General features: G+C 67.0%; 14 protein-coding genes. 4 read left to right on the top strand and 10 right to left on the bottom strand.

Features of this window, described 5'->3' with window-relative positions; all coding sequences use genetic code 11:
• Positions 1-641, top strand: a 641-nt coding sequence (locus tag ACWC9T_RS37885) for an IS5 family transposase (RefSeq protein WP_449825579.1), incomplete at its 5' end; no start/stop codon positions are given.
• A gap of 213 nt (positions 642-854) precedes the next feature.
• On the opposite strand, the gene ACWC9T_RS37890 is transcribed toward ACWC9T_RS37885, so the two are convergent.
• The 10 genes from ACWC9T_RS37890 to ACWC9T_RS37935 form a co-directional block, all read right to left on the bottom strand.
• Complete coding sequence (locus ACWC9T_RS37890) at positions 855-1,256, bottom strand: transposase (protein WP_449825580.1); 402 nt, start codon at positions 1,254-1,256, stop codon at positions 855-857.
• Between the two features lie 566 nt (positions 1,257-1,822).
• Positions 1,823-3,574, bottom strand: a complete 1,752-nt coding sequence (locus ACWC9T_RS37895) for an ABC transporter ATP-binding protein (protein WP_449825581.1) — start codon at positions 3,572-3,574, stop codon at positions 1,823-1,825.
• Positions 3,571-3,882 carry a hypothetical protein gene (locus ACWC9T_RS37900; RefSeq protein ID WP_449825582.1) on the bottom strand — a complete coding sequence of 104 codons (312 nt, stop codon included), beginning with the start codon at positions 3,880-3,882 and terminating at the stop codon, positions 3,571-3,573. Before ACWC9T_RS37900 ends, ACWC9T_RS37895 begins: the two co-directional genes overlap by 4 nt.
• A 39-nt stretch (positions 3,883-3,921) precedes the next feature.
• A complete protein-coding gene (locus ACWC9T_RS37905) occupies positions 3,922-4,845 on the bottom strand; it encodes a hypothetical protein (protein ID WP_449825583.1) in 924 nt (307 codons plus the stop codon).
• Entirely contained in the window at positions 4,842-5,393 is a 552-nt protein-coding gene (locus tag ACWC9T_RS37910; protein ID WP_449825584.1) for a flavoprotein, read from the bottom strand. The genes ACWC9T_RS37905 and ACWC9T_RS37910 overlap by 4 nt, the downstream gene beginning before the upstream one ends.
• 67 nt (positions 5,394-5,460) lie before the next feature.
• Entirely contained in the window at positions 5,461-6,459 is a 999-nt protein-coding gene (locus ACWC9T_RS37915) for an LLM class flavin-dependent oxidoreductase (RefSeq protein ID WP_449825585.1), read from the bottom strand.
• Positions 6,456-7,316 (bottom strand): ABC transporter permease, encoded by an 861-nt coding sequence (locus tag ACWC9T_RS37920; RefSeq protein WP_449825586.1) that lies wholly within the window; start codon positions 7,314-7,316, stop codon positions 6,456-6,458. The genes ACWC9T_RS37915 and ACWC9T_RS37920 overlap by 4 nt, the downstream gene beginning before the upstream one ends.
• Positions 7,313-8,206: an ABC transporter ATP-binding protein gene (locus tag ACWC9T_RS37925; RefSeq protein ID WP_449825587.1), complete on the bottom strand. Its 894-nt coding sequence runs from the start codon at positions 8,204-8,206 to the stop codon at positions 7,313-7,315. Before ACWC9T_RS37925 ends, ACWC9T_RS37920 begins: the two co-directional genes overlap by 4 nt.
• Entirely contained in the window at positions 8,187-9,509 is a 1,323-nt protein-coding gene (locus ACWC9T_RS37930) for a M16 family metallopeptidase (protein ID WP_449825588.1), read from the bottom strand. Before ACWC9T_RS37930 ends, ACWC9T_RS37925 begins: the two co-directional genes overlap by 20 nt.
• Entirely contained in the window at positions 9,506-10,792 is a 1,287-nt protein-coding gene (locus ACWC9T_RS37935) for a M16 family metallopeptidase (RefSeq protein ID WP_449825589.1), read from the bottom strand. The genes ACWC9T_RS37930 and ACWC9T_RS37935 overlap by 4 nt, the downstream gene beginning before the upstream one ends.
• A gap of 202 nt (positions 10,793-10,994) precedes the next feature.
• Here ACWC9T_RS37935 and lxmK point away from each other — a divergent pair, with 202 nt between their 5' ends.
• Genes lxmK through ACWC9T_RS37950 form a run of 3 tightly spaced genes read left to right on the top strand, consistent with a single transcriptional unit; the run spans position 10,995 to position 13,434 of the window.
• Complete coding sequence (gene lxmK / locus ACWC9T_RS37940) at positions 10,995-12,137, top strand: class V lanthionine synthetase subunit LxmK (protein WP_449825590.1); 1,143 nt, start codon at positions 10,995-10,997, stop codon at positions 12,135-12,137.
• Positions 12,134-13,105: a T3SS effector HopA1 family protein gene (locus ACWC9T_RS37945; RefSeq protein ID WP_449825591.1), complete on the top strand. Its 972-nt coding sequence runs from the start codon at positions 12,134-12,136 to the stop codon at positions 13,103-13,105. The genes lxmK and ACWC9T_RS37945 overlap by 4 nt, the downstream gene beginning before the upstream one ends.
• A gap of 5 nt (positions 13,106-13,110) precedes the next feature.
• Complete coding sequence (locus ACWC9T_RS37950; RefSeq protein WP_449825592.1) at positions 13,111-13,434, top strand: hypothetical protein; 324 nt, start codon at positions 13,111-13,113, stop codon at positions 13,432-13,434.
• The last annotated feature ends 82 nt before the right edge of the window (positions 13,435-13,516 follow it).

Raw genomic sequence — 13,516 nt, forward strand, 5'->3', positions numbered from 1 at the left:
AGTGGGTACTTCATCGGTGCGGCCATCGTGGGGCTTCCTTCCATGCTCCCCATCTGAACCGCTGTCAGCTTCTCCCGCATCCCGGGGGAGTCTCACGGTGCCCGCAAAAAGGGGATCTGCAGCAAGAACCGCCCGGCGGCGTCGACACCGAACCGGTCGACCACGGACTCGGGCGCTCCCGGGGTGGCCTGACCACGAAGGTCCACCTCGCGGTCGAGCAGGGGCAGAAGCCGCTGTCCCTGGTCGTCACCGCCGGCCATCGCCATGACAGTCCGCAGTTCCAGACCGTGCTCGACCACATCAGTGTCCCGCGCCTCGGTCCGGGGCGGCCGCGCAGCAAGCCCCGCAAGGTCCGCGCGGACAAGGCGTACGGCTCCCGGGCGAACCGCGCCTACCTGCGCAGACGCGGCATTCGCTGCACCATCCCGGAGAAGACCGACCAGATCCGCAACCGCAACAAGCGTGGCAGCCGCGGTGGTCGGCCGCCCAAGTTCGACAAGGCCGACTACCGCGAACGCCACGCTGTCGAGTGTGGGATCAACCGCCTCAAGAGGCACCGGGCCGTCGCGACTCGCTACGACAAGCTCGCCGTCCGCTACGAGGCCACGGTCGTCATTGCCGCCATCAACGAATGGCTGTGACCAGCGCTTTTGAAACGCACCCTAATCGCATCACAGGGGAGCGGTGGACCGGCTGGCGGCTCCGCCGCTTCCTTGAGCGTCGCTGTCCCCGGCCGTAACGTCAAACATGCATGGGCGTGGTGCCTGGCCTGTTCGGGCCAGGCACCACGCCCGTGGCTCAGGATGACTGCTCATCCGCGAGCGCACGGCCGGACTCTGTGCGACTGCAGGGCCTCATCTGCCACCACGAGTATTTCCGCCGGGGTACCTGGAGGATCCGGCAGAACCTTGAGACGCTGAGCCCGGCGCTGATCCGTATCGCCTCAAGGCTTGGGAAGGGACCGAACGATAGTCCACACTCTGCCGCTTGCTCCTGAGCTGAACATAGATCTCGCCAAGGGCAGCCTTCAGTTCCGCAATTTCAGCGAGGAGCTGGCGCTCCCGCTCAGCGTTTCTTCGCTCCGCGCCATCGAGGCCCTGCCGGCCGGCCGAGATAAACTGACGCTTCCAGTTCCCCACAGACTGCTCGGAGACATTGGCCTGGCGGGCTGCTTGCGAGATGGAGACCTCGCCGGAGATGATTCGCAGGACGATGTCCAGTTTCTCATCCGGGGGCATCACCGGAGGTCGCGCCATTGATGCTCCTTCGAGTGCCTAGAAATCGCCGAGCGACACGCGGGGATACTCCCCGGCCTATCAGCCCAGTCGATTCTAATTCCCAACTCCCCAAGTGCCGGGATTGTCAAGGAATGCAAAATGGAGCACCCTACCGAACGCGACTCCCCCGCCACCGAAGCAATGCCGAAGCATGAATAAAGTAAGGTATATCGCATTTCATCCCCCCGGATGAGCTACAGGATTGCACCTTATTCGGATTGCACGGAAAGGCATATCGCCAGATTTGGGATTACATCATCAAAATCCCTGCGCGCACATACAGAATAACACCGGGGTATCTCTAGGGGCCAATTGCAACCGTTTGATGAAATCAGGCCTGCAGCTACCCTCGGTTGCGAGACATCTTTGGTCATTTAGGACCAAACCAGACCCCGCCTCGATACTCAGCGCCACGCTTGGAGGAGGGAGGCACCGCACCATGCCGCCACGACCAAGATTGTTTCACGATATATTCACACAAATCCTTGCTGTTCGCTTTGTGAAAGCGAACAACCTCAAATACTGCTCAAATCGGCAACTTACCGCTACGCTGGATGGCCCTCCCGGACCTGCTGGCTCTCCACGAGATTGCGGTAGGGCGGGCAACGTTCCATGAGTTCATCGTGTGTCCCGGAGTCAACGTTTCTACCCCTGTCGATCAGTACGACCTGGCCGGAGTTCTGAATGGTCGACAAGCGGTGAGCCACCACGATTACCGCGCGGCTGCGGGCGAGATCTTCAACCATGTCTCGCAGTCTCTTCTCGTTGATGCTGTCCAGCTGGGACGTCGGCTCATCCAGGACGATGAGTTCGGCATCCGAGAGCAGCGCGCGAGCGAGGGCGAGCCGTTGCCTCTGTCCGCCTGACAGGTCGTTCACGCGGCCGATCACCGTGTCCAACCCGGACGGGAGCCGTCGGATGTCCTCCTCCAATCCGACGGAGTCCAGAGCTGCGAAAATCCGGTCGTCCGGCACCAGACCGGAGTGGCCGATCAGTAGGTTTTCCCGAACAGTCCCCTCCAGCAGCGTGAATGCTTGGTCGACAAAGGCGACGTGACTGCGCAGTGCGGAGACGGGCCAGGTGCTCGAGTCATGACCGAGTACCCTGACGGTCCCAGTATCCGGTTGCAGGAAGCGCTCGATGAGCGACAGCGTCGTGGACTTACCCGCGCCTGACGGTCCCACGAGTGCGGTGAGCCCTCGGCGGGCGGCAGTGAACGACAGGTTTTCGAGCACGGGGACACCGTCGTGGGCGAATGACACGCCGACGAACTCCACGCTCGGCGCCGCAGTGACGGGAGCCGGCGCCGTTGAGACCGGAACCGGTCCGTCGGTCTCCGTCTCCATCGCCAGCAACGTCTCGAAACGGCTCTTGGCGGCAAGTCCGGCCTGCAGCCGGCTGATTCCTGTCGCCAGCATGGTCACTGGGCTGACCAACTGCAGGAGGAAGAGGAGAAAGGCGGCAAAGGCCGGAACGGACAGCGCGCCATCGGCAATCCGTGCGCCGCCGCCGATGATCACGCTCACCAGGGCGATCTGCTGCCCCAGGCCCAAGACCGGTGAGATCAGCGACTGCAGCCTGACCCCGGTCAGCGACGTGGCCATCAGGTCTTTGGCACGGTCCAGATGACGCTCAGCGGCGGTCTCCTCGGCCCGGTACGCCTTGATCGTCATCAGTGAGGACAACAGGACGGTCAGGTACTGCGCGAGTTCTCCCAAGGCCGATTGCTGCTCGATGGCGTTGCGCCGTACGCGCAGCACGACGGCTGCAATGGCGGCACCGGCGGCGGCGAACGAGGCGATGGTCACCAGGGTCAGGACCCAGTCCAACCAGGCCATCACCGCCAGGGTGGCGATGGCGGTCAGGGTGGCGAGCGGCAGCTGCACCACGCCCACATCGACTATCGATCGCAGCACGACCGCATCGGAGGTGATGCGCGCTACCAGGTTCCCGTGGCCCTCGGCCCGGACTGTCGAGAGAGGCAACCTGAGTGTGTGCCGGGTCGCCTGGTCCCGCAACCGAAGGATGAGTGCCTCGCCCATCCGGCCCAGCAGGTAGCCGGCTGCTGCCGAGGCCAGCGCCCCCACCATGGCCAGACCGACCATCCACGTGATCGGCCAGACCCACGACCTGTGGGCGCCGAAATCGGCAATCGCCCGCTGCACAAGGATCGGCACGGAAAGCGAGGCGGCCGCTGAGCCCAGCGCCAGCGTCATGGCTGCGACGAGCTGCAGTCGGTTACCACGCAGCAGTTCCACCCGGATCCTCAGGCGGCTCTGCTGTTCGAAGTCAGTCATCGGCTCGCGACGTCCTTCACCAGGTCCACGGCAGTCTTGAGGTCGAGCCCCGGTTCGGCCTTCCGCAGCGCCCGGACCGCTGCCAGGCCGTCCTGCGGGTCGACTTTCGCCTCGCGCAGCATTTGGCGCGTCCAATCCTTGAGCAGCTCGGAATCCGTTCTCTGGGCCAACACCATCAGTTCCAGCGCACGACGCAGGCCGGGGATGTCGACAGGGTCAGCGGAGTCCAGAGCAGTCCGGATGGCGGCTGCGGCCGCGATGCTGTCGCGGAGCACGATCAGGCGGGTCCCACCGCGCTGTCGAAACATGTCAGGCTCATTTCTCTGAGGTTTGGTCAGGCGGGCGTTTCACCAGGAGGCGGTCAGGACATCGCTTCCACCGGCGTCGATCAGGGAAGGCAACGCATCGACGTGGACCAGCAGTTCACGGTGCCAGCCGACATAGGCGGCGAAGTCGTGGGCGTGGACAAGCATCCGCACGATGGCGGCTCGGCCGGCTAGATCCGGGTCGTCCAGGCTGCCGAGGCCCTCCAGGAACGCCGCTCGTGCCACCCTGGGGAACGCCGGGTGCCGGCCTTGGGCTTCGGCGATCGTTTTGAGCTCCAGGATCTCTCCCAGCAGCCAACCTGCATCGAAGTCCGCGGAACCGCGGGCGAGATCCTCGCCGATCATGAGAGCTGCAGCGGTCGACCCGGTAGCCAGGACCACCTGCCCCATGCCAGCCGCGCCGTGCAGCAGTCGGTCTTCCGGTGCCGGCGTGGTGAGGTCTTCGCACCAACCCATGACTTCTCTCCGGCGTCGGTCGCCCATGGAGCGCTGCAGCAATCGATGCAGCTCCACTGCTGCTCGAGGACCACGACCGGTGCGGATCCAGGCCAGTGCGCGGGCCGGTCCGGCGGGTGGCGTCGCCACGGCGTCGGCTGGAGCGGCCGACTGGATGCGCCGGATGAGCCTGGCAGTGGAGGTCAGCACGGTGGCCAGGCGGTCCAGGTCGTCTCCCTCCGGTGTGGTCAGCGCGAGGCCGGCGGCCGTCTGGGTGCCCGGCACCTGGTAGTAGACGCCACTGGCCGGTCCTTCGATCGGGAGGGCCGTACGAACGCCGCCGATGTCAAGCCCGGCCAGTGACCGCCTGACCGAGGGCGCCGGCCGGGTCACCGGCGAGGTGCGGTCTTGACCGGGCCAACGCCGCCAGCGGTGGTTTCCTGCAGCGTCAGTGGTGACGATCGTCCGCTGATAGCCGGTCTCGAACTGCCGAACGATACGTTCGGTCATCCCTGATCACCCGGACGCAGCGACGCGCGAAGCCGCTCCAGGGCTGCAACGGCATGGGGTACCGGGGCCGCCGGCGAAGCGTCGTTTCGGCCGGTGGTGGCGGACATGCCCGGCACGGGCGGAACCACCACCACGTTCGGCCGGGCGGCGAGTGCCTCCATGTTGCGCTGGTGGACAGGTGAACTGATGCCTCCGGGTGGCAGTGCCGGGGCGACGGCGATCGGCGCCCGGGTGCACTGCAGGGCAAGCAGCAGCGGGGTGTCGGCCAGACCCAAGGCGAGACGCGAGGTGAAGTGAAAGGTAGCTGGGTGCACCAGTACGGCGTCAGCCCACTCGGCGATCTCCACATGCATGGCGTCGGCAACGCCGTCACTCGGCCAGGCGTCGAACAGCAGTGGTTCCCGGCCCAGAGCCTGCACCGCCGCAGGGCCTACGAACTGCTGTGCCGAGCGGGAGAGCACGGTCTTCAGCTCCAGCTCCGGGTAGGACGCCTTGAACCAGTGCGCCCACATGGGCATGAACATCACGCCCAGCGCGCCGGTCCCCATGTATACGAGCCTGCGCGCTCCGAAGAACGGTGGGCGGTCGCCCGTCCCAGCGGCGGGGTCTGCCCCGTTACGGGCGGCGGTCATCAACGGCCTCCAGGATCTCGGTCAGGTCGCGCAGTCCCGCGCCCAGCCCCTCGGAACGGGTCACACCACAGACGTTGAGGATCACCTCGTCGACACCTGCGCGTCGGTACCGGTCCAGGCCGTCGGCGATCTCCTCCGGCGTGCCGGCGACGAAGACCCCGCCATCGATCAGAGCCTTTGCGCCGTCCTCCGGACGGCCGGGATCGGCGGCGACTCCCGCCTGCCGCAGCATGTCCGTGTAGTGCGGCAGGCGCAGGTGCGCGGATGCGGCCTGGTAGGCGGTGCGCCCGATGTCACGGCCGGGCCGGGCCACCGCGACATGCACCACGGTGGCGACCCGCGGGGTCGGGCGGTCGGCCGACTCGGCCGCCGCAGCGAGGCTGGGCACCAGGACATCCCTCAGGTAGGGGGCGGGGGTGAGCCAAGTGATCGCCACGTCAGCCACCCGGCCGGCCGCCCGGGCCATCGGCGGTCGCAACACTCCGAGCCCAAGCTCGACCGGTGGGCTGGGCAACGGGGTGAGGGCCGTGTGCGTGCTGAAATGGTCGCCGTCCTGATCGACCCGCTCGCCGGCCAGCAGGCCGCGCATGACCCCGAGGTATTCGGCGACAGCGCTCACCGGCTTCGGGTATGCCTCGCGCCTGAGCAAGCGCTGGAATTCAGCGCCACCCGGGCCGATTCCGGCGACGTAGGGCGCGCCTGACAACGCCGCTACGGAGCGGGCCTGGAGCGCCGCGTCCAAGGGATGACGCAGCGGGGAGAGGACCACGCTGGTCCCGAACGGGATCCGCAGCCCCATACCGGTCAGGCCGGCGAACAGCTGGTGGGTATCGATGCCCATGCTCTGACCGAGCCACAGCCGGCCACGGCCGCGCGCTTGCAGCAGCCGCGCAACTGGCACGATTTCGCCGATGTTGGCCGGCTGAAGCGGATAGATGAGGCTCGTCTCCGCAGACCGAACGAGCGGGCTGACAAGGGTCACCGGGAGATCTCCTGCACAGATGATTCGGACGGCTGACGGGTGGTCGTAATGCGGGTGCCAGTCACCCGGCGGCTGGTACGGCGAAGCACTGCCGGAGCGATGACGAAACCTGCGATCGCCCAGGCGGTGAGCACCGTGGCGGTCTGCCAGTGCTGCCAGCTGTGGCCGGTTTCAGCGGCCAACGCGGTGTCCGGCATCGTCGCCGAACGGAGCCCCTGGGCGAGCCACTTCAGCGGAAAGGCCTCCGCGGTCAACTGAAGCCATCGCGGCATACCGGTGACCGGGAAGAAGACACCGGACACCGCCATCAGCGCGTAGACCGGCAGCATGAGCAGCGCCACCGCGGAACGGGCATTGGGCAGCGAAGCACCGATGGCGGTGCCGATCGGCACCACTGCGACGAGCCCCAGGAGCAGCACCCACGTAAGGGTGAACCAGCCGTCAGCGGAGTGCGGCAGGCCCGTGCCGTTGACGCCCGCACCCACCAGCAGGAGCACCAGCGCGCTGGCGATCGCGATGACAGCGGTGTACAGGGTCTTGCTGACCACGTACGAAGTCGTCGCGAACGGCACGCTCCGCAGTCTGAGAAAGGTGCCGTCCTGCCGCTCGGCCGCCATGATCTGCGGCAGCGTCGTCCACGCACTGGAGACGATCACGGTGGCGACCTCGCCGACGAGAACCATGGTCGAGGCAGGCGTTTCGGTTCCCTTGACGGTCCCGCCACGCCAGGCGGCAACCGCAGCGAACAGTGCGACGTTCATGACGTGCGGCAGGTACTCGCGGGCGCTGCGCACGGTCTGGTGCAGCTCGATCAGCCCGCGGTGCAGGCCGTTGGCCACTGCCGGGCGGATGCTCACAGCGGGTCCTCCAAGTGGATCAGGCGCAGGTAGGTCTCTTCCAGCGATGGGCGGCGGATCTCCAGGTCGGGAATGGGGCCGTCGGCCGCCCGGTGGAGGTCGTAGACGAACTCCGAGGGGTCCTGGACGTGGACTCGGTGCGCGGTACCGTCAGGCCCGGTCCAGCGGACCTCGGTCGTAGTGCTCACCGCCTTGGCCAGTTCCTCTGTCGTGCCGCAGGCCGCCAATCGGCCGCCGACCAGGATCCCGGTACGCGTGGCGAGCTTTTCCGCCTCGGCCAGGTCATGCGTGGTCAGCAGGATCGTCATGCCGCGATCCCGGTTCAGCCGTTGCGCCAACTCGTGGAAGGCGACCCGTGCTTCGGGGTCGAAGCCGGTGGTCGGTTCATCCAGGAAGAGCAACTCGGGACGGCCGAGGATGCCCAGTGCCACGTCCAGTCGCCGGCGCTGGCCACCGGAGAGCCTCTGTACTTCCTGGTGGGCCTGGTCAGCCAGGCCCACCAGATCCAGAAGCTCCTGCGGATCGATCGGGTCCGGGTAGTAGCGCGCGAGGTGCCCGACCAGTTCTCCGACCCGCCACTTCGGGTGGTCTCGCCAGGACTGCACCACGATGCCGATCCGGGACCGCCAGGCGTCGTCCGCGCCGGCGGGATCGATGCCGAGCACCGATACCCGGCCGGCCGACCGCGAGCGCAGCCCTTCGAGGATCTCGATCGTCGTGGTCTTCCCGGCTCCGTTCGGTCCCAGCAGGGCGAAGACCTCGCCGCGCTCAATGGTGAGGTCGAGGCCGTGCAGGACGTCGCGCTGCCCATAGCGCATGCGCAGGCCGTTGAGCACAACGGCCGGCTCGGGTGTGGTGGTCGTGAACTGTTCAGGCGACGACGACATCATCAACGATTCCCTTCAGGTCGTCGGTGAGTGCGGACCGGTCACCGACCACGACCCCGCAGAACGCCTCGGGGCGATAGAACTCGGCTGTCGCCTGCTGGAGTTCGTCCGCGCTCAGGCCCTCCAACAGGGCCGGAAAGGTGACCATTCGCATCGGGTCCTGGCTGAGGATCAGTGATGACAGCAGGCTTCCGGCCAGTCCGCTCTGCGAGGCTGTAGCCAGCACCGACATCCCCGCCATGTAGTGCCGAGCCGCGTCGAGTTCCCGTCCGGTCACAGGGCGCTGCACCAGTTGCCGCATCTGCTCCCGGATCTGTGCCAGGGCCGCAGCGGTCGCCTCAGTGGCGGTGTCGGCCTCCACGGCGATCACCACCTGGTCCAGGTAGTCGCGGAACGAGGAGTCCACGCGGTAGGCGAGGCCGAGCTCTTCGCGCAGGGACATCACCAGGCGGGACGAGAAGTACCCGCCGAAGACCACGTTGGCCATGGACAGCGCGGGGAAACGGGGTTCGTCGCGGTGAATGCCAGGCGCCAGGAGCCGGATCTGGGACTGCACCGCGGCAGGCCGGTCCACCAGCCGCAGCGACCCGCCGGGCAGCAGCCGGGGCGGGGCCGGCGGGGCGACAGCCGGGCCGGATTCCCAGCCGGCCGTCGCCCGGGCCACCATCACGGCTGCCGCGTCCGGGTCGACGTCCCCGACGATGACGAAGTAGGCCCCCGCAGGGCGGATCACGCGGCTGTGCAGGTCACGAACGTCCCAGGCAGTCACCCGACCGATATCGGAGGCCGAAGGGAGCGGGGCCAGGGCGGGAACGTCGCCGAAAGCGTGCTGCACCAAAGCCGCCGCGGCCACCGTCTGAGGTTGCGCCCCGGCCAGCGCCACCTTCTGCTGCACGCGCCGACGTTCATACTGGACGGCGTCCTCGGAGTGACCGGCGCCGGCCAGCAGGGAGCCGATCAGATCTGCCAGATCACCGAGCGCCCCCGCGGGGCAGGACGCGGCCAGCATGAGCCAGCGGGTGCGCCCCACATCCAGAGTGCTGCCCGAACGCTCCAGCCGGTCCGCGATGCCGCTGTGGTCGAGGCCTGGATACCCGTGCATCAGGCTGGCCACCAGGACCTCGGCAATGGCGGCTTCGTACGCTGAGCCGACCGGTAGCGGTACCGCGACGCGCAGCTCCACCATCGGCACGGATGGACAGCGTGCCGTGAGGACGCGCAGGCCCGACGCCAGCGTGACATCGGTCAGTGGGGGCAGGGCCGGCCTCGGCGCCGGGCCGAGTGGAGGCAGCCCGATGGCAGTCATGCGTACCTTCCGGAGGGGGTCAGGGCGACGATCGCCCGCGCGTCGGGAGTCAGCGAGGCTGCTGCAGCAGCGATGTCGTCCACCGTGAGTGAAGCCAGCAGACCCGGCAGTTCCCCCGGCAACTCGGGCCGGTCGAACAGCAGGGCACAGGCACCCGTCTGACGGGTGAGAGCGAGCAGGGAGTCGCGGTTGCGATGGGTCGCCGAAACGCTCACCGCCACCGCCCGGGCCAGCTCGCTCGTCGTGGGGCCGTGAGCGGCTAGGGCGGCGAGCTCACCGTCGAGCTCCTCCGTGATCCGGTCCGTACCCGGTTCTGCGGGATGGGTGGCCACCACCAGGAAAGTGTCGGGATCGCGGGCCTGGAGCGGGCCGAACAAACCGCAGCCGGAGCTGACGTCGGTGGCGAGCGGGGCGGCCTGGTGGATCAACCTCTTCTTGAGACGAGCGGTCCGGCTACCGGTCAGGATCTGACACAGTGCCATGTGGGCGACGTACTGCGTCAAGTACCCAGCCGGATCGGGCATGCGGTAGCCGAAAGCGGTGGCAGGCAACGGTGCGTGGATGTCCCTGTGGACGGCCTTCGGCCGACCGACCGGGTACGGTTCGCGCAGGTCCGGGCCCGGAGCCCGCACCCCGGCGGGAATGCCGGCGAAGTAGCGCTCGGCAGCTTCGAACACCCTTTGAGGGTCGACGTCTCCGCAGACCGTGAGAACCGCGTTGGCGGGAACGTAGTGAGCTGCGAAGAACTCCTCACACTCGGTCACGGTAGCGTGGGCGATGTCGGCCAGATCGCCATACCCGTTGTGCCCGTTGGCGAAGGAGCTGTACAACACACTCGGCAGGACGGTCCAGGGGAACCCGCCGTAGGGCTTGTTGAGGACGTTGAGGCGGATTTCCTCCTGGACCACCGCGACCTGGGTCCGCAAGCTTTCACGGGTGATACGAAGTGAGCGCATGCGGTCGGCTTCCAGGAAGAGCATGCGCTCCAGAGCCGCCGACGGGGCGACCTGGTAGTAGTCGGTGTAATCCTGATGGGTAGAGCCGTTGGCGGTTCCCCCGGACTCTTGGCAGATTGTGTAATGCCCCCCGCGCTCAATCTGTTCGCTACCCTGGAACATCATGTGTTCAAAGAGATGAGCGAACCCCGAGCGGCCGACCGGCTCCGAACGGAATCCGACGCCATAGTGCACGGCCACTCCGACGGCAGACCTTCCGGGGACAGGCTGGACTGCCACGCGCAAGCCATTGGTCAGAACGAGGATGTGCGGCGGCGAATTCGACATGCGCCCACCCTAGAGCTCGGCCGACACGAGAAAGAAAGAACGGCCCTCGGGTTTCTTTGGGGCTGCGTCCCCGATGCGGGATCGATTCGGCCCCGCGGCCTGACGCGCCTGGCGGAGAGCAGCGGCAGGCGCTGCTCCGGCCCAAAGTATCCCGATACTTTTCCGATGGCTGCAGAGCGTCCGACGGCTACGATCTCGGCGCATGACCATCAAGGAACAGGGCGGCGAGGAGACCGAGCCGACCCGCCTGCGATTGACGCCAGCTGCCCTTGAGAACGCGCCAGAGGTCAACCGACTGATCTCATCGATCGGCCTGGGTAATTTCGACCCGGAGACCGTCACGGCCTATTCGGGCAGGAACGAGAACTGGGCTGGAATAACTACAGGGCAGGCGACAGTTTTCGTCAAGCGACTGGGAGGCAAACCGGATGACGTGGCGGCCCGGTTTTCCCGCCTCACGCAATTCGATCAGCTCACCAGGCGGTGCACAAGCGCCGAACTCAGGGCGCCGGAAATTCTCGGAACGGACTCCGAGAACCATCTGATCGCCTTCACCTGGCTGGCGGACGCGCAGTCCGGTGCAGAGCTGGCGGCAGATGATCTCTTCACCGCCGAGCTGTGCCGCCGCGCCGGCCGGGCCGTTGCGGCGCTGCACCGATTGCCTACTGGCGACATCGAGCTCGACGACACTGCCCACCCGCTTCCGCCGATGGACAGCCTGCGCGCACTGCCGTACAGCGTCTTTGCCAACAGCAGCTTCGCGGAACTGGAGTTCTGGCGTCTCCTTCAGTCGGACGAGCCGCTTCTGAACGCACTGGGACAGCTGCGGAACATGGAACGCGCGGCCCCCCGCAGCCCGATTCACGGGGATCTGCGGCTCGACCAGTTCCTCCTGCTGAACGAGGAGATGTACCTCACGGACTGGGAGGAGTTCCGGCTGGGAGACCCGGCACGGGACGTTGGCGGATTCATCGGGGAGTGGCTCTATCGAGCCGTTCAAGGCATCCCGAAGTCCGTCGCGCTCGACTCCGAGGACTTCGGTCGCAAGGCCGCGCACGAGGAGATCGTCGCCCACGGTGTGGCCGAACTCGAACGACTTCGCCCGAAGATGGCCGAGTTCTGGTCCGCATACCGAGCCGAATCCGACTCGCTGGAAGACCAGTTCGCGACTCGCGCGGTCGGCTACGCCGGCTGGCACATGCTTGACCGCATGCTGGCGGCCGCAACAGGCGCTGCACGGCTGTCAGCCGCTGACCGCGCCGGTGCGGGCATCGGCCGAAGCATCCTTCTTTCCCCTGCCGGGTTCACCGGCGTCCTCGGCCTGGACGGAGCCAACTGCCCGTGATTTCCCCAGTCATAGCCCCCGCTCTGGCGCAGGCGCTCGAAGTCGTGACAGTGGCGCCGGATGGCATGAAGGCGACCGTCGGCGAGAGCACGATCGAGGCGCCGAACGTCGGGGTACTCACGCAGAAGCTGAGCGCCACGCTCTATCAGGTCGTCCACACCGGACGTGAGGCGGTCATGTCCTCACGTCCGCGGACGCTACGGGACCGCGACCTCGACCGGCAACTCGCAGATGCGATGCCACACCGCTCCACGCGCACCAAGGCAGTCGTTCACCGGAGTGCCGACGACGGGAGCTTCGTGGCGGAGCTCAACGGCCTGCGCGTGCTGCTGAGGGAAGCCGATCAGGACACGCCGCTACCCCAGGACCGTCCCACGCTCGCGACCCTCACGTTGCCGGCAGCACGCCCGGCGCTGTCGCCGGGCTTCTTCCTCACTGACGGCAGCTACGGCACCGGCCGTTCGGACCAACTGCTCCTACGGGTCTACATCCACCTCACTGACCCGGACACAGCGCCCGCTCTCTGGGGTGCCGTGCTCGGGCATCTGGAGGATCGTCAGTTGCCCTATCGAGCCAAGGTCTCTTCAAATCGGGACCTCTATCCGCGGCAGGATGCGCTCGTGGTGTATCTCGGGCCGCAGGCGTGGCACGCCGCGCTGGGCGTCGCCCAAGCCGTCCAGGGCATTACCGGCCTGGGGCCGACCACATCGCCCCTTCTGCACCCGGTGGCCCCGGGTGTCGGTGTCGCATGGGAACCGAATGACCCACGCCCGGGCCGACGCGGCCTGAGCTTCGGGGAGCACCGTACCGGCGTCCTCGCGGAGTGCCTGGTCCACCACGCTTTGCGCAACGACGGTCGATCCAGCGAGGAAGTGGTGGCCGAGGGATTCCTCAACGCCTCCATCGATCCTCTGAGCCCTGCCCGCAACCTCGACTCACCTCCGGTCCCGGTGCTGGGATTCGTCTAACGACGATGACTGAGACCAACTCGCGCAATCTGTCGGCCGACAAGGCAAAAGCTGTGCTTCGCATCCTTGCGGGACACGAAACGGTTGAGCGGACGGCAGGCCGACTCCGGGCCCAAGAAGAACAGGTCATCGACTGGTGCCACAGCTTCGTCTGCGCGGGGTTGCACGGGCTGCGTACGGGCGGCGAGATCACGCCGCCGGTTGACGAACTGATTGAACGCCAGCTCACCGTAGAGATCACCGAACTGCGCGAGGCGCTGGCCGAGGCCAATGCCGAGCTCGCCCTCTGGGAGGCCCTTCACGGGCTTCAAGAAACACTCGACAACTGAACGACGGTCGAAGGCCCGGTGCACGGGCAGCCGGCCCCAGGCGGCACGGTATGAGGGGGCGGCAGGCGATGTCGCCTGCCGC

This window comes from Kitasatospora sp. NPDC001159 (assembly GCF_053598235.1).

What these genes read in the sequence shown, in the direction of transcription:
- ACWC9T_RS37910 (WP_449825584.1), bottom strand. Translation starts at nt 5,393, where the DNA reads ATGGGGACCGGCGCGCTGGGCGTGATGTTCATGCCCATGTGGGCGCAC.
- ACWC9T_RS37890 (WP_449825580.1), bottom strand. Translation starts at nt 1,256, where the DNA reads ATGGCGCGACCTCCGGTGATGCCCCCGGATGAGAAACTGGACATCGTC.
- ACWC9T_RS37895 (WP_449825581.1), bottom strand. Translation starts at nt 3,574, where the DNA reads ATGACTGACTTCGAACAGCAGAGCCGCCTGAGGATCCGGGTGGAACTG.
- ACWC9T_RS37930 (WP_449825588.1), bottom strand. Translation starts at nt 9,509, where the DNA reads ATGACTGCCATCGGGCTGCCTCCACTCGGCCCGGCGCCGAGGCCGGCC.
- ACWC9T_RS37925 (WP_449825587.1), bottom strand. Translation starts at nt 8,206, where the DNA reads ATGATGTCGTCGTCGCCTGAACAGTTCACGACCACCACACCCGAGCCG.
- ACWC9T_RS37900 (WP_449825582.1), bottom strand. Translation starts at nt 3,882, where the DNA reads ATGTTTCGACAGCGCGGTGGGACCCGCCTGATCGTGCTCCGCGACAGC.
- lxmK (WP_449825590.1), top strand. Translation starts at nt 10,995, where the DNA reads ATGACCATCAAGGAACAGGGCGGCGAGGAGACCGAGCCGACCCGCCTG.
- ACWC9T_RS37905 (WP_449825583.1), bottom strand. Translation starts at nt 4,845, where the DNA reads ATGACCGAACGTATCGTTCGGCAGTTCGAGACCGGCTATCAGCGGACG.
- ACWC9T_RS37950 (WP_449825592.1), top strand. Translation starts at nt 13,111, where the DNA reads ATGACTGAGACCAACTCGCGCAATCTGTCGGCCGACAAGGCAAAAGCT.
- ACWC9T_RS37935 (WP_449825589.1), bottom strand. Translation starts at nt 10,792, where the DNA reads ATGTCGAATTCGCCGCCGCACATCCTCGTTCTGACCAATGGCTTGCGC.